The organism is Bacillus oleivorans (assembly GCF_900207585.1).
Lineage (GTDB): Bacteria > Bacillota > Bacilli > Bacillales > JC228 > Bacillus_BF > Bacillus_BF oleivorans.
The window spans coordinates 45,766-64,937 of the sequence record NZ_OAOP01000014.1 but is presented as its reverse complement, the minus strand read 5'-3'; the positions used below and the strand labels follow the sequence as shown (position 1 = coordinate 64,937).

Below are 19,172 nucleotides of genomic sequence, written 5' to 3'. Positions count from 1 at the left end.
GGGAAATCATGTTTAGAATAGGACAGGGCTTTGACGTGCATGCGTTTGATGAAAATCGGCCTCTTATTATTGGGGGGATCGACATTCCCTATGAAAAGGGATTAAAAGGTCACTCCGATGCCGATGTACTTTTACATGCGATTAGTGATGCTCTATTAGGAGCGGTAGGAGAAGGAGATATTGGCAAGCATTTTCCCGACACAGATCCAGCCTTTAAAAACGCTGATTCAGCCAAGCTCCTGCAGAACGTTTGGGAAATAGTAAAAGAAAAAGGCTATACTTTAGCCAATTTAGACTGTACCATTATTGCGCAAAAGCCAAAAATGGCACCTCATATTCCGGCAATGAAGGAGCGGATTGCGGAGTTGTTAGAGGCGAAGACGGACCAAATTAACGTAAAGGCAACAACAACTGAAAAGTTAGGTTTTACAGGAAGGGAAGAAGGAATTGCGGCTCAAGCGGCGGTTCTGCTTTTAACCAATTCATGAACATGATAAAATACAAACGTAAATAGATTGTTTTGTCTTACACTTTTAAGAAAAGTATAAATTGGCAGCATGAAGATATATCGACGTAGTGGCCAATTTTAGGAATAAAGTATAAGAGCAACTAGGAGATCACCTGCGCCAAGCCTAGAGCGCTAGCCAAGTTTTCTTTAAAAAAAGGAGGCCTATTTAGGCTATGAGTCAAATTCGCGTACGATATGCACCGAGTCCAACGGGTCATTTACATATAGGGAATGCGAGAACAGCGTTATTTAATTATCTGTATGCCCGTAATCAAAATGGAAAGTTTATTATCCGAATTGAAGATACAGACCAAAAAAGAAATATTGAAGGCGGCGAGGAAAGTCAACTAACTCATCTTAAATGGCTGGGTATAGATTGGGATGAAAGTGTGGATATTGGCGGAGAGTACGGGCCATACCGTCAATCTGAACGGAATGATATTTATAGCCGTTATTACAATGAGATGTTAGACCGAGGTCTTGCCTATAAGTGTTACTGTACAGAGGAAGAATTAGAGGCAGAGCGGGAAGCTCAAGTTAGTCGCGGGGAAACACCTCATTATTCCGGAAAGTGCCGTCATCTTAGTGATGAAGATCGTGCACGCTTAGAAGCGGAAGGAAGAAAGCCAAGTATCCGCTTTTTAGTTCCTGCGGGAAAGGTGTACCAATTTGATGATATGGTTAAAGGCGATGTGTCGTTTGAATCGGATGGGATTGGTGATTTCGTTATCATCAAAAAAGATGGAATTCCAACCTATAATTTTGCCGTAACAGTTGACGATCATCTTATGGAAATCACTCATGTGCTGCGCGGAGATGATCATATTTCCAATACACCAAAGCAGTTAATGATTTATGAGGCCTTTAATTGGGAGCCTCCTGTATTTGGACATATGACATTGATCGTGAACGAAAGCAGGAAAAAACTTTCAAAACGGGATGAGTCGATTATCCAATTCATAGAGCAGTATAAGGAACTGGGCTATTTGCCAGAGGCTCTATTCAACTTTATTGCCTTGCTTGGCTGGTCACCTGGCGGAGAGGAAGAAATATTTTCTAAAGAAGAATTTATTCAGATATTTGATCCAAACCGACTCTCTAAATCTCCAGCATTGTTTGACCAACAAAAGCTGACATGGATGAATAATCAGTATATTAAAAAGCTAGAATTAGATAAGCTCGTTGACCTTGCTTTACCTCATTTAGTGAAGGCAGGAAGAGTATCTGAGAACATGGATGAATCCGAAAAAGAATGGACGAAAAAGCTGATTGCCCTCTACCAAGAACAAATGAGCTATGGCGGAGAAATAGTTGAGCTTTCTGAGTTGTTCTTTAAGGATGAAATAGCGTATGATGAAGAGGCAAAGGCTGTGCTCATAGAGGAACAAGTTCCAGAGGTATTAGCATTATTTAAAGAAAAATTAAAAGCACTGGATTCTTACAATGCAAATGAAATTAATGCAACGATTAAGCAGGTTCAAAAGGATACAGGGCATAAAGGGAAAAAGCTATTCATGCCAATCCGTGTCGCCGCAACAGGGCAAATTCATGGACGGGATTTAGCGATTACCTTAGAATTGTTAGGAAAAGAAAAAGTCATTGCACGCTTAGATGCTATTTTAAATGAACACTCATAAGAGTATGATAATATAGTAAAACTAACATATAGTGACAAAGCTATGATGAGGAGAAGTAAAAGAGCGATGCTTGAAAGAGAGAACCATCACCGGCTGAAAGTGGTTTAAGCCTCTCGTTTTTTGAAATGCACCTCTGAGTCTTTTTTCGAAAGATTAGAGTAGAAAAAGGCGGTTAACAGCCGTTACCTGTTCAAGCAGAAATGAATGATGGCTTTTGTTCATTCATTTAAGCAGAGTGGAACCGCGTATAAAAACGTCTCTGTACAAACAGAGGCGTTTTTTTATTTTTGACAGAAAAATATTAGAAAGAGAGGGTTGTACGTTATGTTCAAAAGGCTAAAAGAAGATATTGAGGTTGTGTTTGATCAAGATCCGGCCGCTCGCAACACGATAGAGGTTATCTTAACTTACTCTGGTCTGCACGCAATTTGGGCACACCGAATAGCTCATGCCTTCTATAAAAGACGATTTTTCTTTATAGCACGGAGTATTTCTCAGATTAGCCGGTTCTTTACGGGTATTGAAATTCATCCCGGGGCCAAAATCGGACGGCGATTTTTCATCGATCATGGAATGGGTGTAGTTATCGGAGAGACATGCGAAATCGGTGATAATGTAACAGTATTCCAGGGTGTTACTCTAGGCGGAACTGGAAAAGAAAAAGGCAAAAGGCATCCGACGATAAAGGACAACGCATTGATTGCAACAGGAGCAAAGGTATTAGGATCGATTGTGATAGGGGAAAATGCTAAAATCGGAGCGGGTTCAGTCGTACTCAAGGATGTACCGCCGAATTCTACAGTGGTTGGGATTCCAGGAAAGGTCGTCATTCAGGATGGAGTTCGAATCCAGAAGGATTTAAATCATCGCGACCTGCCAGATCCAATTACAGACCGGATTAAACAGCTTGAAGAAGAACTCGCCCAATTACGTGAAGAACTTGCAGCGATAAAAAAAGAAGGGAGCGAACGCTCGAATGTCCATTCAAATATATAATACTTTAACTAGAAAAAAAGAGGAATTTACCCCGATTGAACCAGGAAAAGTAAAAATGTATGTTTGCGGTCCAACCGTATACAATTATATTCATATAGGCAATGCGAGACCTGTTATTGTGTTTGATACAGTTCGGCGCTACTTAACATTTCGCGGCTACGATGTTCAGTATGTTTCAAACTTTACTGATGTAGATGATAAAATCATTAAAGCGGCTAATGAGTTAAAGGAGGATGTTCATACTTTAACAGAACGCTTTATTGAGGCATATTTTGAAGATATTGCAGCTTTGGGTACCGAAAAAGCAACACTTCACCCTCGAGTGACGGAAAATATTGATACGATCATCGAGTTTATCCAAACGCTGATTGATAAAGGCTATGCCTATGAGTCTGGCGGGGATGTCTACTTTAGAACAAGACGTTTTGATGGATATGGCAAACTCTCGCATCAGTCGGTAGATGAGCTTCAGGTAGGGGCAAGGATTGAAGTAGGGGAAAAGAAGGAAGATCCGCTCGATTTTGTCCTATGGAAAGCAGCCAAAGAAAATGAAATCAAATGGTCTAGCCCATGGGGTGACGGGCGTCCAGGCTGGCATATAGAATGCTCGGCGATGGCAAGAAAATATTTAGGTGATACGCTTGATATACACGCGGGCGGTCAAGATTTGGCTTTTCCGCATCATGAAAATGAAATTGCCCAATCAGAAGCCCTAACAGGAAAACCTTTTGCAAACTATTGGATGCATAATGGCTATATTAATATTGACAACGAAAAGATGTCAAAGTCATTAGGAAACTTTATTCTTGTGCATGATATTATTCAAGAATTAAACCCGCAAGTTCTTCGGTTTTTCATGTTATCTGTTCATTATCGCCATCCGATTAACTTTAGCCGTGAACTCGTGGAGAACGCAGAAAAATCGCTGGAGCGTCTAAAAACATCTTTCCAAAATCTGCAGCACCGCAAAGAAATGAGTGTTAATCTAGGCGAGAACGATGAAAAGTGGTTAAATACGATCCAATCGTTACACGAAGAATTTGTAAAGGAAATGGATGATGACTTTAATACAGCCAATGGGATATCTGTATTATTTGAATTAGCAAAACAGGCCAATTATTATTTAATGGAAAAGAACTCTTCTGTCGAAGTTTTAGATGCTTTTATTAACAAATTTAAGGATCTCTTTTCGGTCCTTGGCATTTCGATTAAGGAAGAAGAGTTATTGGACGAAGAGATTGAAGCTTTAATAGAGCAGCGAATTCAGGCGCGAAAGGATCGGAATTTTGCCTTGGCAGATGAAATTAGAGACCGCTTAAAAGAGCAAAATATCATATTGGAAGATACGCCTCAGGGTACAAGATGGAAGCGGGGATAACCATGATAGATGAGGGAGTCCAGTTAGACGTTAAACAATTAAATAGTCTTTCCTTAGCCTATATGGGTGACGCTGTCTATGAAGTGTATGTCAGGCGTCACCTCCTTCATCATGAATCTGTAAAACCTGCTAAGCTTCATAGAGAAGCGACTCATTATGTATCGGCCAAAGCACAGGCAAGCATGATTCATACCTTCATACAAACAGAAAGACTGACAGATGAAGAACTCGCAGTTGTAAAAAGGGGAAGAAATGCAAGATCGGCAACAGTTCCGAAAAATACGGATGTCCAAACATACCGGTATAGTACCGGATTTGAAGCATTAATTGGCTATTTATACTTACTCAATCGAATTGAGCGGATGGAATCGTTAATAAAACTGTCGTTTGAAGTGATAAAAAATAAGAAAGGAGGAAATGATCATGGAATCTGAATGGATATTTGGCAGAAATCCCGTGCTTGAGGTGCTCAGGTCAGAAAGAGACATCCAAAAGGTATTGGTCGCAGAAGGGTCTCAAAAAGGCAGTATCCAGCAAGTTTTAAAATTAGCTAAAGAGCAATCTGTTATCGTTCAAACCGTTCCAAAACGGAAGCTAGACCAAATGTTCAATGGTCCTCATCAGGGAGTAGCGGCCCAAATTGCGGCGTATCAGTATGCTGAGCTTGACGATCTGTACAATCGGGCCAAAGACCGCGATGAGCCTCCATTTTTTATCATTTTGGACGAGCTTGAAGATCCGCATAACCTAGGTTCTATTATGAGAACGTGTGATGCAGTTGGCGTTCATGGGATTATTATTCCAAAAAGAAGATCGGTCGGTTTAACGGCTACCGTTGCAAAAGCATCGACTGGGGCAATTGAACATATTCCGGTGGCTAGGGTAACAAATTTAGCACGTACGATTGATGAACTAAAAAACTCAGGTGTTTGGATTGCAGGTACAGATAAGGATGCAGACCAGGATTACAGACAGTTAGACGGAAATATGCCGCTTGGAATAGTGATTGGCAGTGAAGGAAAAGGTATGAGCCGCTTGATAAAGGAAAAGTGTGATTTTCTTATTTCCTTGCCAATGGTTGGACATGTTACTTCCTTAAATGCTTCAGTTGCAGCAGCACTTTTGATGTATGAGGTATATAGAAAACGCCATGCAATCGGTGAATAGACCATGGATATTCTCCTTGTGGATGGCTATAACATTATTGGTGCTTGGCCAGAGCTTCGTGCTTTAAAAACAGGTGATTTAGCTTCGGCAAGAGATCGATTAATTGAAAAAATGGCTGAATACCAAGCCTTTACTGGATATAAAGTGATTGTCGTTTTTGATGCACATTATGTGCAAGGAATTGAGAAAAAATATAAGAACTATAAGATTGAAGTAATCTTTACAAGAGAAAATGAAACAGCGGATGAACGGATTGAAAAGCTGGCAATCTCTTTAGCTAATATAAAAACACAAATTCATGTCGCTACCTCTGACTATACAGAACAATGGGCTATATTCGGACAAGGAGCTTTGCGAAAATCGGCCCGTGAATTATTACGCGAAATGGAAAGTATTGAGAAAAACATAGGCAAAAATGTTCAAAAATCCCTCGAATCTAAACCAAAGACCAAAATTCAGCTGCCAGACGAAATAGCAGAAATATTCGAAAAATGGAGAAGAGGCGGACAATGATTGGTTGACCCCTTAATTCGTCTACTGTATAATATTTCTATCTAATGCGCACGGTTGGGGGGATCTATAGGGTGAATTCGAACATCGGGGAAAGCCAACAAAGTGCTTACAATTTTTTAGAAGACGAAGAGATTGTAGACTTAGTGCATCAGGGCGAAAGTGAAGCACTTGATTATCTCATTCATAAGTATCGGAACTTTGTAAGGGCGAAAGCGAGATCCTATTTTTTGATCGGTGCAACCAAAGAAGATATTGTTCAGGAAGGCATGATAGGCTTATATAAGGCGATTCGTGACTTCAAAGAGGACAAGCTCACCTCCTTTAAAGCTTTTGCCGAGCTGTGTATTACTAGGCAAATTATTACAGCAATCAAAACAGCAACCCGGCAAAAGCATATTCCGCTGAATTCATATGTTTCTTTGGACAAGCCTATTTTTGATGAAGAATCCGATCGAACGCTGATGGATGTCATTTCAGGCGCAAAGATTATGGATCCAGAAGAATTAATTATTAGTCGTGAGGAATTTGATAATATTGAGTTGAAAATGTCAGAAATTCTCAGTGATTTAGAACAAAAAGTACTGGCCCTCTATTTAGATGGGCAGTCATACCAAGAGATTTCAGAAGAGTTAAACAGACATGTTAAGTCTATTGATAATGCACTTCAGCGGGTTAAAAGAAAGCTAGAGAGATACTTAGAAATCAGGGAGATTACCCACTCCTCCTCTTCACAATGAAGTTTATGGTAGTTTGACAAGTTTTCAGGACCGTGATAAAGTTTTAAAGACGTAATAGATTTATATAGGTGATGAATATTTATGAGCAAAAAACAAGTTCTGGCTTGTTCGGAGTGCGGTTCTAGAAACTATTCAAAGGATCAGAATAAAACAAGTACAGAACGTTTAGAAATAAAAAAGTTTTGCAGGACTTGTAATAGTCACACCGTTCATAAACAAACAAAATAATGGTTTTGACATAGATCTACTTTCAGTTGGGGGTTAACTTCATGCAATTTTTTCGCAATGTAGCCAGTGAAATGAAGAAGGTCAGCTGGCCAAAAAGAAAAGAACTCGTTCGATATACAGTAACGGTTATTGTAACGGTTGCATTTGTCTCTGTGTTTTTTGCAGTTGTAGATTTAGGAATCTCTTCAGTAATTGAATTGATTCTTGAATAAGTTACTAGATCACATGGTATAATGGTGAATATCTAAGATTTGACAGGACCCGGAAACGGGTTTTTTCATTGCCCGAAAATCTGAGAAAAGATAAGTATTATTTTACTGTACAAATAGTAAATGATTGATTTTTTGAATCGAACTTGTCTATGAAACCAATGACCGCAAGGCTACTTTATATTAAGTGGGGAGGGAAGGACGTATTTGTCCAACTGAATGGAAAAGAATTGGTATGTGGTGCATACTTACTCAGGTTATGAAAATAAAGTAAAAGCTAACCTTGAAAAACGGGTTGAATCCATGGGTATGCAAGATAAGATTTTCCGTGTCGTGGTTCCTGAAGAAGAGGAAACTGATATTAAAAACGGAAAGAAAAAAGTTGTAAAAAAGAAAGTTTTTCCAGGGTATGTGCTAGTTGAGCTTGTGATGACAGATGACTCTTGGTACGTCGTCAGAAATACTCCAGGAGTAACTGGATTTGTCGGTTCAGCTGGATCTGGCTCAAAACCAACGCCGCTGATGCCGGATGAAGTCAGTTCTGTATTAAAGAGAATGGGTGTTGAAGAAAGAAAAGTAGACATTAACTTCGAACTTGGCGAAACCGTTAAAGTGAAGGAAGGTCCGTTCGCAAACTTTACAGGCTCGATTGAAGACATCGATCGCGATAAGCAAAAGATTAAAGTTTTAGTAAATATGTTTGGCAGAGAAACGCCGGTTGAACTAAGCTTTGGCCAAATTGATAAATTATAATGTTGAAACGACTTGAAATCAATCTTGAAAAATGATAATATTTTTTAAGTCGGTGTGTCTACGGGTAGGCATTACTGTATAATCAAGAGATTTTATATGCTACGATAGCATAGATAAGAGTGGGAGGGTTTCAACGCCCTATTACCACATCACGGACTTTAAGGAGGTGTGTCTCGTGGCTAAAAAAGTAATCAAACTTGTTAAGCTTCAAATTCCAGCGGGTAAAGCGAATCCAGCTCCGCCTGTAGGTCCTGCACTTGGTCAAGCTGGTGTAAATATTATGGGATTCTGTAAGGAGTTCAACGCACGTACTGCGGATCAAGCTGGTCTTATTATTCCAGTTGAAATTACGGTATTTGAAGACCGTTCATTTACATTTATTACGAAAACTCCGCCTGCGGCTGTTTTACTTAAGAAAGCTGCTGGTATCGAGTCGGGTTCTGGTGAACCAAACCGTAAAAAAGTGGCAACTGTTAAGCGTGATAAAGTACGCGAAATTGCTGAAACAAAAATGCCTGACCTTAACGCAGCAGACGTTGAAGCAGCGATGCGCATGGTTGAAGGTACAGCCCGCAGCATGGGTATCGTGATTGAAGACTAATAAGATACCTTTTTTCACGGGGTTGCGAAGTCTTATGCAGAATTCGCAACCTTTTTAGTGGGAGGTCAATCCGTTAAAACCACAATTAGGAGGATATTAAAATGGCGAAAAGAAGCAAAAAATATCAAGAAGCAGCAAAACTTGTTGATCGTACAAAAGCGTACGATGTAAACGAAGCTATTGAATTGGTAAAAAAGACAAACTTCGCTAAGTTTGACGCAACAGTTGAAGTTGCATTCCGTTTAGGTGTTGACACTCGTAAGAATGACCAACAAATCCGTGGAGCAGTTGTTCTTCCAAACGGAACTGGTAAAACTCAACGAGTACTTGTTTTCGCAAAAGGCGAAAAACTGAAAGAAGCAGAAGCAGCTGGGGCTGATTACGTAGGCGATGCAGAATATATTAACAAAATCAACCAAGGTTGGTTCGATTTTGATGTAATCGTAGCTACACCTGATATGATGGGTGAAGTAGGTAAGCTTGGACGTGTCCTCGGACCTAAAGGCTTAATGCCAAACCCTAAAACAGGTACGGTTACATTTGATGTGGATCGTGCAGTTAAAGAAATCAAAGCTGGTAAAGTAGAATATCGTGCTGATAAAGCTGGTATTGTACACGTTCCAATTGGTAAAGTTTCTTTCGATAACGAGAAATTAGTTGAAAACTTCTCTGTTATCTACGAAACAATGCTTAAAGCGAAGCCTGCTGCAGCGAAAGGTACTTATGTGAAGGGCGTTGCCGCTACTTCTACAATGGGACCTGGCGTAAAAGTAGACCCAGCATCATTTTCTTTGAAAAACTAGGTTGACATCGTTAAACCATCCTAGTATAATTCATAGGGTGTTAATTTAATACATGTATGCCGTAGACAGTAGGTGCTGTAAAAAGCTTAATTTCCTACCGAGGTGTTTGATCGAATAGAACCTATCGTTTTGATAAGTGGATTCTTTCAGCCTTCATGTCTACAAGATATGAAGGCTTTTTTATGCTTCAAAATAGATGAAGTATAAGGGCATCGAGGCAACCGCCTACAAAATAGAATACTTAGCTCAAGTTAAGTTTTCTTTTACGGTATGGATGTAACCATTCTACAGGAGGTGGCAGAATGAGTAGTGCAGTTGAACAAAAGAAATTAATCGTAGACGAGATTACGAACAAATTCAAAACAAGTGTTTCTACAGTTGTTGTAGATTACCGCGGATTGAATGTAGCAGAGGTAACAGAGCTTCGTAAACAACTTCGTGAAGCTGGAGTAGAATTCAAAGTCTACAAAAATACACTTTCTCGCCGTGCTGCAGAAGCAGCTGAGCTAGCTGGGCTTAACGAACATCTTCTTGGACCAAACGCAATCGCGTTCAGTACTGAGGACGTTGTAGCTCCTGCAAAAATCCTAAGTGATTTTGCTAAAAAACATGATGCACTTGAAATTAAAGCTGGTGTCATTGAAGGAAATCTTGCAACAGTTGAAGAAATCAAGGCTCTTGCAGATCTTCCATCCCGCGAAGGCTTACTTTCTATGTTGCTTAGTGTTCTTCAAGCTCCTATCCGTAACTTCGCATTGGCAGCTAAGGCTGTTGCTGATCAAAAAGAAGAACAAGGCGCTTAATCGAAAACACATCGCTTACTTTTAAAACACACAAAAAGATTAGGAGGAAATTTCTCATGACTAAAGAACAAATCATTGAAGCAGTTAAAAATATGACTGTTTTAGAACTAAACGACTTAGTAAAAGCTATTGAAGAAGAATTTGGTGTAACTGCGGCTGCTCCTGTAGCTGTTGTTGGTGGCGCTGCTGCTGGTGCTGCTGTTGAAGAAAAAACTGAATTTGATGTGGTTCTAGCATCTGCTGGCGACCAAAAAATCAAAGTTATCAAAGTGGTTCGTGAAATCACTGGTCTTGGACTTAAAGAAGCAAAAGATCTTGTTGATAACACTCCAAAACCTCTTAAAGAAGGCATCTCTAAAGAGGAAGCTGAAGAAATTAAAGCTAAGCTTGAAGAAGTTGGAGCTGGCGTAGAAGTAAAATAATGAAATAGAAATAATGAGCCCGTATTTTGCGCGGGCTCATTTTTATACTTTGGCAATAAATAATAAATCTTTAACGAAACCCTCATAAATTTCCGCATTTATCTTCATTTACTGGAGGCGAATTAAATGTCCGATCATTATTATTCTCGCAAACCAGAAGTAAAGAGTAATCGCTCCACCGTTATTTTTCAAAGGCATAATCGATCGATTCGATTTACAACGGATGCAGGTGTTTTTTCAAAAAAAGAGGTTGATTTTGGAACTAGGACATTACTGGAATCGTTTGAAGTGCCAGAAGTCGAAGGTCCGTATTTGGATGTAGGCTGCGGGTACGGACCAATTGGGATTTCGATAGCACAAGATAACCCGGAACGATTAGTGCATATGGTAGATATCAATGAAAGAGCGGTACAGTTAGCTGAAGAGAATGCTGAGGCCAACCAAGTGAAAAATGTTAAGATTTATCAAAGTGAAGGGTTTGGATCCATTACGGAAAACGCTTTTGCAGCAATCCTGACGAATCCGCCAATCCGGGCGGGGAAGCAGGTGGTTCATGACATTTTGGCAAAAAGTTATGATCATTTAGTTCAAAATGGAGAGCTTTGGGTAGTTATTCAAAAAAAGCAGGGAGCCCCATCTGCGAAAGAGAAGCTCGAGGAAATTTTTGGAGAAGCGGAAGTTGTAAAAAAGAATAAAGGTTATTTTATTTTAAAAGCAATTAAGCGTTGACTCGAAAATTTCATTATGCTATTATTATAAAATGCCAATATATTATTTGTACCCGTATGCCTAATTTTAGGCAATGTGTGATTTGGCATTCCCGTTTTTATTCATCCTCTGACTAAAACGACCTATCGATTTTATTCATAGAAGTATATGGAATGGATAATATGGGAAAGATAATCTAATAATGGGTCGTTTTTTTGAAAAATGAGGTTTTCTAAAGTGAAACCCTTTTTCTTTTTGTCTTGTGTAAAACGGGAAACCGCTCTTTCCAAGACTCTATATAGTTATTGTAATACGTTTTATGATTTTTTTCTAGTAGGGCTTACGGTTAAACAACAAGTTGTTTACATAAAGGCTTTACACTTTGTTTTCCACACTACGTAAATTTGAGGGGTGAAAACAGTTGACAGGTCAACTAGTTCAGTATGGACGACACCGCCAACGTAAAAGCTTTGCTCGTATTAGCGAAGTGCTTGAATTGCCAAATCTCATCGAAATTCAAACTGCTTCTTATCAGTGGTTTTTAGATGAAGGTTTGAAGGAAATGTTCCAGGACATTTCACCAATCGAAGACTTTACTGGTAATCTCTCTTTAGAGTTTATCGATTATAGTCTTAGCGACCCGAAATATTCCGTTGAGGAGTCTAAGGAGAGAGATGTTACATACTCTGCTCCGCTTCGCGTTAAAGTCCGTCTTGTTAACAAGGAAACGGGCGAAGTAAAAGATCAGGATGTATTCATGGGTGATTTTCCGCTTATGACAGACACTGGGACGTTTGTTATTAACGGGGCAGAACGCGTAATTGTCTCTCAATTAGTTCGCTCTCCTAGTGTGTACTATAACGGAAAGCTAGATAAAAACGGAAAGAAAGGTTTTACAGCTACTGTAATCCCTAACCGTGGTGCGTGGCTGGAGTACGAAACAGATGCGAAAGATGTTGTCTATGTTCGTATTGATCGTACCCGTAAGCTGCCGGTAACGGTATTGCTTCGTGCATTAGGCTTTGGTTCTGACCAAGAGATTATTGATCTGATTGGAGATAATGAATATCTTCGCAATACTCTTGAGAAGGACAATACGGAAAATACGGAAAAAGCGTTATTAGAAATTTACGAACGCTTACGTCCTGGTGAACCGCCGACTGTTGAAAACGCTAAGAGTCTGCTGGTTTCAAGATTTTTTGATCCGAAACGTTACGATCTTGCAAGTGTTGGTCGTTACAAAATAAATAAAAAACTTCATATTAAAAACCGTTTGTTTGGTCAGAGATTAGCGCAGCCGCTTGTTGACCCTGAAACAGGAGAAATTCTGGTGGAAAAGGATACCGTTCTTGAAAGACGTGTTCTTGACCGAATAATTCCTCATTTAGGTAAAGGAATCGGTTATGTGACCTTTAAGCCTGCTGGCGGAGTTGTAGAGGAAGATATTCTTTCACAATCCATTAAAATTTATGCTCCAAACGAAGAAGGCGATAAAGTGATCAATGTTCTTGGTAATGCTAATGTTCCTGAGAACATTAAGAACATTACGCCTGCTGATATCATCGCCTCCATCAGTTATTTCTTTAACTTGTTGCATGGAGTAGGTGATACAGACGATATTGATCACCTTGGAAACCGCCGCTTAAGATCAGTTGGCGAGCTTCTGCAAAACCAATTCAGAATTGGTTTATCCAGAATGGAGCGTGTTGTACGTGAGAGAATGTCGATTCAAGACACAGCAACGATTACGCCGCAGCAGCTTATCAACATTAGACCAGTCATAGCGTCTATTAAAGAATTCTTCGGAAGTTCTCAGTTGTCTCAATTTATGGATCAGACAAACCCGTTAGCTGAATTAACGCACAAAAGACGTCTATCAGCATTGGGACCTGGCGGTTTAACTCGTGAGCGCGCAGGGTTTGAAGTTCGTGACGTTCACTATTCCCACTATGGCCGTATGTGTCCGATTGAAACACCTGAAGGTCCGAACATCGGATTGATTAACTCACTTTCATCCTTTGCAAAAGTGAATAAATTTGGATTTATTGAGACACCTTATCGCCGGGTTGATCCGGATACTGGTAAGGTAACTTCACATATCGATTATTTGACAGCCGATGAAGAAGATAATTATGTAGTGGCTCAGGCCAACGCACGTTTAGGTGAAGATGGGTCCTTCTTAGATGAAGAAGTTATTGCGAGATTCCGTGGTGAAAACACAGTTGTAAAACGTGAACTTGTTGATTACATGGACGTATCGCCTAAACAGGTTGTTTCTGCAGCTACAGCATGTATTCCTTTCTTAGAAAATGATGACTCTAACCGTGCCCTTATGGGTGCCAATATGCAGCGTCAAGCCGTTCCGCTTATGCAGCCTGAAGCACCAATTGTAGGTACAGGTATGGAATATGTATCAGCAAAAGACTCTGGTGCCGCTGTTATTTGTAAGTACGAGGGTATTGTAGAGCATGTTGAAGCGAAAGAGGTTTGGGTCAGAAGGATCGAGGTAGTTGACGGACAAGAAATTAAAGGGGATCTGGATAAATATCGGATGCTGAAATTTGTTCGTTCTAACCAAGGTACATGCTATAACCAGCGCCCAATCGTAAGTGTGGGTGATCGTGTAACAAAGGGTGAAATCTTAGCTGATGGTCCTTCAATGGAAAAAGGTGAATTAGCTCTAGGCCGTAACGTAATGGTTGCGTTTATGACGTGGGATGGTTACAACTACGAAGATGCGATTATTATGAGTGAAAGACTAGTTAAGGATGATGTATACACATCCATCCATATTGAGGAATATGAGTCAGAGTCCAGAGATACCAAGCTTGGACCTGAAGAAATTACGCGTGATATTCCAAACGTTGGTGAAGATGCGCTTCGCAACCTCGATGAAAGAGGAATCATTCGCATTGGTGCCGAGGTTAAGGATGGAGACCTGTTGGTTGGTAAAGTAACGCCAAAAGGGGTAACCGAATTAACAGCAGAAGAAAGACTTCTTCACGCCATCTTTGGTGAAAAAGCAAGAGAAGTTCGTGATACCTCTTTACGTGTTCCTCACGGTGGCGGGGGAATCGTATTGGATGTTAAAGTCTTTACTCGTGAGGCGGGAGATGAACTGCCTCCAGGTGTAAATCAGCTGGTTCGTGTGTTCATTGTTCAAAAACGTAAGATCCATGAAGGGGATAAAATGGCTGGCCGCCATGGTAACAAAGGGGTTATTTCCCGAATTTTACCTGAAGAAGATATGCCGTACTTACCAGATGGCACTCCAGTTGATATCATGTTAAATCCATTAGGGGTTCCTTCGCGTATGAACATCGGTCAGGTACTTGAGCTTCACCTTGGAATGGCTGCAAGAAGCCTTGGCATTCATGTAGCTTCTCCAGTATTTGACGGTGCCCGTGAAGAAGATGTATGGGCAACGATTGAGGAAGCCGGAATGGCGAGTGATGCAAAAACGATTCTTTATGATGGCCGTACCGGTGAACCGTTTGATAACAGAGTATCTGTCGGAATTATGTACATGATTAAATTAGCTCACATGGTTGATGACAAACTTCATGCTCGTTCTACAGGGCCTTACTCATTGGTTACACAACAACCTCTTGGCGGTAAAGCTCAGTTTGGCGGACAGCGCTTTGGTGAGATGGAGGTATGGGCACTTGAGGCATACGGAGCTGCTTATACTCTTCAAGAAATCTTAACCGTGAAGTCTGATGACGTAGTCGGCCGTGTAAAAACATACGAGGCTATTGTTAAAGGCGACAATGTTCCTGAACCTGGAGTTCCTGAATCCTTTAAGGTATTAATGAAAGAACTTCAAAGTTTAGGGATGGATGTCAAAATCTTGTCTAGTGATGACCAAGAAATTGAAATGCGTGATTTAGAAGATGATGAGGAAGTGCAACAAGCTGAATCCTTAACAATCTCTTCAGATCATGATCTGCCAGAAACTGAAACTGTTGGAACAAAGGAATAGATTTAAGCAACATAAGGGTAGAACCTGAGACGAAAAAGGGAGGTAGGCCCCTTGTTGGATGTCAATAATTTTGAGTATATGAAAATAGGTCTTGCTTCACCAGATAAGATCCGATCATGGTCTTACGGAGAAGTTAAAAAGCCTGAAACCATTAACTATCGTACATTGAAGCCAGAAAAAGACGGTCTTTTCTGCGAAAGAATTTTCGGTCCGCAAAAAGACTGGGAATGCCATTGCGGTAAGTATAAGAGAGTTCGTTACAAGGGTGTCGTTTGTGACCGTTGTGGCGTAGAAGTTACCCGGGCAAAAGTGCGTCGCGAGCGGATGGGGCATATTGAGCTCGCGGCTCCCGTTTCGCATATCTGGTATTTCAAAGGAATTCCAAGTCGTATGGGTCTTATTTTGGATATGTCACCTCGTGCATTGGAAGAAGTCATCTACTTTGCTTCTTATGTTGTGACAGATTCTGCTGATACGGCATTAGAGAAAAAACAACTCTTATCAGAAAAGGAATTCCGTGCATATCGCGAAAAGTACGGAAATAAATTCCAAGCTTCAATGGGAGCAGAGGCGATTAAAAAGCTTTTGCAAGACATTGATCTTGAAAAAGAAGTAGAAACTCTAAAAGAAGAATTAAAGGTTGCACAAGGACAACGCAGAACACGTGCGATTAAGCGTCTTGAAGTGTTAGAGGCATTCAGAAACTCCGGAAATGATCCTTCTTGGATGATTTTAGATGTTCTGCCTGTAATACCACCTGAACTTCGTCCGATGGTACAGCTTGATGGCGGCCGTTTTGCAACTTCTGACTTAAATGATTTATACCGCCGTGTAATTAACCGTAACAATCGTTTAAAACGCCTATTAGATCTTGGTGCACCTAGTATCATTGTTCAAAATGAAAAACGTATGCTTCAAGAAGCGGTAGATGCGCTAATCGATAATGGACGCCGCGGCCGTCCGGTAACTGGACCAGGAAACCGTCCGCTTAAATCACTTTCTCACATGCTGAAGGGTAAGCAAGGGCGATTCCGTCAAAACTTACTTGGAAAACGCGTAGACTATTCTGGTCGTTCCGTTATTGTTGTTGGTCCAAACCTAAAAATGTACCAATGCGGTCTTCCTAAGGAAATGGCAATCGAACTATTCAAGCCTTTTGTTATGAAAGAGCTTGTTGAAAAAGGATTGGCACATAATATTAAGTCAGCCAAACGTAAAATTGAGCGGCTTCACCCAGAAGTCTGGGATGTATTAGAAGAAGTCATTAAAGAGCATCCGGTATTGCTGAACCGTGCTCCAACTCTACACAGACTAGGAATTCAAGCATTCGAGCCAACACTAGTAGAAGGAAGAGCAATCCGTCTTCATCCATTAGTTTGTACAGCATACAACGCTGACTTTGATGGTGACCAAATGGCGGTGCACGTACCTTTATCTGCAGAGGCTCAAGCTGAAGCCAGATTATTAATGCTTGCGGCACAAAATATCTTGAACCCTAAAGATGGTAAACCGGTTGTAACTCCTTCTCAGGACATGGTATTAGGTAACTATTACTTAACATTAGAACGAGAAGGTGCAAATGGAGAAGGAATGGTATTTAAAGATACGAATGAGGCATTAGTAGCGTATCAAAATGGATATGTTCACTTGCATTCTCGTGTAGCTGTATATGCTGGTTCTTTAAGTAATCAATCCTTTACTGAAAAACAAAATAAAATGCTGTTGTTAACAACTGTCGGCAAGATTATTTTCAACGAAATTTTACCGAACACGTTCCCATATATTAATGAACCTACAAAGGTGAATTTAGTTGAGAAAACACCTGAGAAATATTTTGTGGAACCAACAGAAAATGTCAAAGAAATTATACAACAGCAAGAAATAATTCCTCCTTTCAAAAAGGGGTTCCTAGGTAATATCATTGCTGAAGTATTTAAACGTTTCAAAATCACGGAAACGTCTAAAATGCTTGACCGCATGAAGGACCTTGGATTTAAATACTCTACAAAAGCTGGAATTACAATTGGTATTGCCGATATCGTAGTGCTTGGTGAAAAAGAGCAAATTCTTACAGAAGCACAGCATAAAGTGGATAACGTTATGAAGCAGTTCAAACGTGGTTTGATTACAGAAGATGAAAGATACGATCGCGTCATTTCCATCTGGAGTGCTGCTAAAGACGATATCCAAGGCAAGCTGATGAAGACACTGCATCGTTTAAACCCAATCTTTATGATGAGTGATTCCGGAGCACGTGGTAACGCATCTAACTTTACCCAGCTTGCAGGTATGCGTGGTTTGATGGCGAACCCAGCTGGACGTATCATTGAATTGCCGATTAAGTCTAGTTTCCGTGAGGGATTAACCGTATTGGAATACTTTATTTCTACGCACGGTGCCCGTAAAGGACTTGCTGATACAGCACTCAAAACAGCCGACTCTGGTTACTTAACACGTCGACTTGTCGACGTTGCCCAGGATGTTATTGTTCGTGAGGATGACTGTGGCACAGATAGAGGAATTCGTGTAACTGCCTTGAAGGAAGGCAATGAAATTATTGAGCCGTTAGAAGAGCGTTTAGTTGGACGTTATGCCCGCAAATCGGTGAAACACCCTGAAACAGGGGAAGTGCTTGTAGCTGAAAACGGCTTTATTACTGAGGATCTTGCCAAAGAAATTGTGGATTTTGGAATTGAAGCTGTATGGATTCGCTCTGCCTTCACATGTAATACAAAGCATGGCGTATGTAAAAAATGTTATGGTCAAAACCTTGCAACCGGACAACAAGTTGAGGTTGGGGAAGCAGTTGGTATCATTGCGGCCCAATCCATTGGTGAACCAGGAACACAGCTTACGATGCGTACATTCCACACTGGCGGGGTAGCCGGAGACGATATTACCCAAGGTTTACCGCGTATTCAAGAGCTATTTGAAGCGCGTAATCCGAAAGGTCAAGCGGTTATTACAGAAATTGATGGGGTTGTCACAGCCATCAATGAAGCGAGAGACCGTCAGCAAGAAATTGTCGTCCAAGGTGATGTCGAAACTCGTAACTACCTCATTCCATATACAGCACGATTGAAAGTTGCTGTTAATGATCGTGTAGAGGCCGGAAGTGTATTAACAGAAGGTTCTATCGATCCGAAGGAATTATTAAAAGTAAAAGACGTGGCTGCTGTCCAAGAATACTTATTACGCGAAGTTCAAAAAGTATACCGTATGCAAGGGGTAGAAATTGGCGACAAACACGTAGAAGTTATGGTTCGGCAAATGCTTCGTAAAGTACGGGTCATTGATGCCGGAGATACTGATGTACTGCCAGGATCCCTATTGGATATTCACCAGTTTACGGATGCCAACCGAAAAGCATTGCTTGAAGGAAAATATCCGGCAACAGGACGTCCAGTACTTCTTGGTATTACAAAAGCATCGCTTGAAACTGACTCATTCCTATCAGCAGCTTCCTTCCAGGAAACAACTCGTGTCCTAACAGATGCTGCGATCAAAGGAAAACGCGATGAATTATTAGGATTGAAGGAAAATGTAATTATTGGTAAGCTGGTTCCTGCTGGTACAGGTATGCAGCGCTACCGTAAGGCATCTCCTGAAATCACAAAACAAACAGCAGATGAGCCAGTAAGTGTTCAGTAAATAAGCAACTCAGTCATACTCGTGAAGAAGAAAAAGCTTCTTCGCGAGTATGATTCATTTAAATTGAAATTTACGA

At 40.6% G+C, this 19,172-nt stretch carries 18 protein-coding genes and 2 other annotated features; all 18 genes read left to right on the top strand.

The window, feature by feature from the left end:
- Nucleotides 1–8: 8 nt before the first annotated feature.
- The 18 genes from ispF (at nt 9) to rpoC (ending at nt 19,096) form a co-directional block, all read left to right on the top strand.
- Nucleotides 9–488 carry a 2-C-methyl-D-erythritol 2,4-cyclodiphosphate synthase gene (ispF, locus tag CRO56_RS21695; RefSeq protein WP_097160729.1) on the top strand — a complete coding sequence of 160 codons (480 nt, stop codon included), beginning with the start codon at nt 9–11 and terminating at the stop codon, nt 486–488.
- 193 nt (nt 489–681) lie between these two features.
- Nucleotides 682–2,145 carry a glutamate--tRNA ligase gene (gltX, locus tag CRO56_RS21690; RefSeq protein ID WP_097160728.1) on the top strand — a complete coding sequence of 488 codons (1,464 nt, stop codon included), beginning with the start codon at nt 682–684 and terminating at the stop codon, nt 2,143–2,145.
- Between the two features lie 33 nt (nt 2,146–2,178).
- Nucleotides 2,179–2,409 (top strand) — a binding site (T-box leader).
- Between the two features lie 60 nt (nt 2,410–2,469).
- The gene (gene cysE, locus CRO56_RS21685; RefSeq protein WP_097160727.1) at nt 2,470–3,141 is read left to right on the top strand and encodes a serine O-acetyltransferase; all 672 of its coding nucleotides are present in this window, start codon (nt 2,470–2,472) and stop codon (nt 3,139–3,141) included.
- Complete coding sequence (gene cysS / locus CRO56_RS21680) at nt 3,122–4,519, top strand: cysteine--tRNA ligase (protein WP_097160726.1); 1,398 nt, start codon at nt 3,122–3,124, stop codon at nt 4,517–4,519. The genes cysE and cysS overlap by 20 nt, the downstream gene beginning before the upstream one ends.
- 2 nt (nt 4,520–4,521) lie before the next feature.
- Complete coding sequence (locus CRO56_RS21675) at nt 4,522–4,953, top strand: Mini-ribonuclease 3 (RefSeq protein WP_097160725.1); 432 nt, start codon at nt 4,522–4,524, stop codon at nt 4,951–4,953.
- The gene (rlmB, locus tag CRO56_RS21670) at nt 4,943–5,686 is read left to right on the top strand and encodes a 23S rRNA (guanosine(2251)-2'-O)-methyltransferase RlmB (protein WP_097160724.1); all 744 of its coding nucleotides are present in this window, start codon (nt 4,943–4,945) and stop codon (nt 5,684–5,686) included. Before CRO56_RS21675 ends, rlmB begins: the two co-directional genes overlap by 11 nt.
- A gap of 3 nt (nt 5,687–5,689) precedes the next feature.
- On the top strand, nt 5,690–6,199 hold the full coding sequence (locus tag CRO56_RS21665) for an NYN domain-containing protein (protein WP_097160723.1): 510 nt from the start codon (nt 5,690–5,692) through the stop codon (nt 6,197–6,199).
- Nucleotides 6,200–6,243: 44 nt separating this feature from the next.
- On the top strand, nt 6,244–6,936 hold the full coding sequence (gene sigH / locus CRO56_RS21660; protein WP_425427242.1) for an RNA polymerase sporulation sigma factor SigH: 693 nt from the start codon (nt 6,244–6,246) through the stop codon (nt 6,934–6,936).
- Nucleotides 6,937–7,017: 81 nt separating this feature from the next.
- Nucleotides 7,018–7,164 carry a 50S ribosomal protein L33 gene (gene rpmG / locus CRO56_RS21655; RefSeq protein ID WP_097160721.1) on the top strand — a complete coding sequence of 49 codons (147 nt, stop codon included), beginning with the start codon at nt 7,018–7,020 and terminating at the stop codon, nt 7,162–7,164.
- A 41-nt stretch (nt 7,165–7,205) separates the two neighbouring features.
- Complete coding sequence (secE, locus tag CRO56_RS21650; protein WP_097160720.1) at nt 7,206–7,376, top strand: preprotein translocase subunit SecE; 171 nt, start codon at nt 7,206–7,208, stop codon at nt 7,374–7,376.
- 216 nt (nt 7,377–7,592) lie between these two features.
- Nucleotides 7,593–8,126 carry a transcription termination/antitermination protein NusG gene (gene nusG / locus CRO56_RS21645; protein ID WP_097160719.1) on the top strand — a complete coding sequence of 178 codons (534 nt, stop codon included), beginning with the start codon at nt 7,593–7,595 and terminating at the stop codon, nt 8,124–8,126.
- Between the two features lie 175 nt (nt 8,127–8,301).
- Nucleotides 8,302–8,727: a 50S ribosomal protein L11 gene (gene rplK, locus CRO56_RS21640; protein WP_142305236.1), complete on the top strand. Its 426-nt coding sequence runs from the start codon at nt 8,302–8,304 to the stop codon at nt 8,725–8,727.
- A gap of 101 nt (nt 8,728–8,828) precedes the next feature.
- Nucleotides 8,829–9,530 (top strand): 50S ribosomal protein L1, encoded by a 702-nt coding sequence (gene rplA, locus CRO56_RS21635; RefSeq protein WP_097160717.1) that lies wholly within the window; start codon nt 8,829–8,831, stop codon nt 9,528–9,530.
- A 41-nt stretch (nt 9,531–9,571) separates the two neighbouring features.
- Nucleotides 9,572–9,720: a sequence feature (ribosomal protein L10 leader region), on the top strand.
- A gap of 112 nt (nt 9,721–9,832) precedes the next feature.
- Nucleotides 9,833–10,333, top strand: coding sequence for a 50S ribosomal protein L10 (rplJ, locus tag CRO56_RS21630; protein WP_097160716.1), 501 nt, complete (start codon nt 9,833–9,835; stop codon nt 10,331–10,333).
- Between the two features lie 56 nt (nt 10,334–10,389).
- The gene (rplL, locus tag CRO56_RS21625; RefSeq protein WP_097160715.1) at nt 10,390–10,755 is read left to right on the top strand and encodes a 50S ribosomal protein L7/L12; all 366 of its coding nucleotides are present in this window, start codon (nt 10,390–10,392) and stop codon (nt 10,753–10,755) included.
- Nucleotides 10,756–10,881: 126 nt separating this feature from the next.
- On the top strand, nt 10,882–11,484 hold the full coding sequence (locus CRO56_RS21620) for a class I SAM-dependent methyltransferase (protein ID WP_097160714.1): 603 nt from the start codon (nt 10,882–10,884) through the stop codon (nt 11,482–11,484).
- 400 nt (nt 11,485–11,884) lie between these two features.
- Nucleotides 11,885–15,445, top strand: a complete 3,561-nt coding sequence (gene rpoB / locus CRO56_RS21615; RefSeq protein ID WP_097160713.1) for a DNA-directed RNA polymerase subunit beta — start codon at nt 11,885–11,887, stop codon at nt 15,443–15,445.
- Nucleotides 15,446–15,496: 51 nt separating this feature from the next.
- Nucleotides 15,497–19,096, top strand: a complete 3,600-nt coding sequence (rpoC, locus tag CRO56_RS21610; RefSeq protein ID WP_097160712.1) for a DNA-directed RNA polymerase subunit beta' — start codon at nt 15,497–15,499, stop codon at nt 19,094–19,096.
- The last annotated feature ends 76 nt before the right edge of the window (nt 19,097–19,172 follow it).

What these genes read in the sequence shown, in the direction of transcription:
- CRO56_RS21620 (WP_097160714.1), top strand. Translation starts at nt 10,882, where the DNA reads ATGTCCGATCATTATTATTCTCGCAAACCAGAAGTAAAGAGTAATCGC.
- ispF (WP_097160729.1), top strand. Translation starts at nt 9, where the DNA reads ATGTTTAGAATAGGACAGGGCTTTGACGTGCATGCGTTTGATGAAAAT.
- rlmB (WP_097160724.1), top strand. Translation starts at nt 4,943, where the DNA reads ATGGAATCTGAATGGATATTTGGCAGAAATCCCGTGCTTGAGGTGCTC.
- CRO56_RS21665 (WP_097160723.1), top strand. Translation starts at nt 5,690, where the DNA reads ATGGATATTCTCCTTGTGGATGGCTATAACATTATTGGTGCTTGGCCA.
- gltX (WP_097160728.1), top strand. Translation starts at nt 682, where the DNA reads ATGAGTCAAATTCGCGTACGATATGCACCGAGTCCAACGGGTCATTTA.
- rplA (WP_097160717.1), top strand. Translation starts at nt 8,829, where the DNA reads ATGGCGAAAAGAAGCAAAAAATATCAAGAAGCAGCAAAACTTGTTGAT.
- cysE (WP_097160727.1), top strand. Translation starts at nt 2,470, where the DNA reads ATGTTCAAAAGGCTAAAAGAAGATATTGAGGTTGTGTTTGATCAAGAT.
- secE (WP_097160720.1), top strand. Translation starts at nt 7,206, where the DNA reads ATGCAATTTTTTCGCAATGTAGCCAGTGAAATGAAGAAGGTCAGCTGG.
- rplJ (WP_097160716.1), top strand. Translation starts at nt 9,833, where the DNA reads ATGAGTAGTGCAGTTGAACAAAAGAAATTAATCGTAGACGAGATTACG.
- nusG (WP_097160719.1), top strand. Translation starts at nt 7,593, where the DNA reads ATGGAAAAGAATTGGTATGTGGTGCATACTTACTCAGGTTATGAAAAT.
- rplL (WP_097160715.1), top strand. Translation starts at nt 10,390, where the DNA reads ATGACTAAAGAACAAATCATTGAAGCAGTTAAAAATATGACTGTTTTA.
- rpmG (WP_097160721.1), top strand. Translation starts at nt 7,018, where the DNA reads ATGAGCAAAAAACAAGTTCTGGCTTGTTCGGAGTGCGGTTCTAGAAAC.
- CRO56_RS21675 (WP_097160725.1), top strand. Translation starts at nt 4,522, where the DNA reads ATGATAGATGAGGGAGTCCAGTTAGACGTTAAACAATTAAATAGTCTT.
- sigH (WP_425427242.1), top strand. Translation starts at nt 6,244, where the DNA reads ATGCGCACGGTTGGGGGGATCTATAGGGTGAATTCGAACATCGGGGAA.
- cysS (WP_097160726.1), top strand. Translation starts at nt 3,122, where the DNA reads ATGTCCATTCAAATATATAATACTTTAACTAGAAAAAAAGAGGAATTT.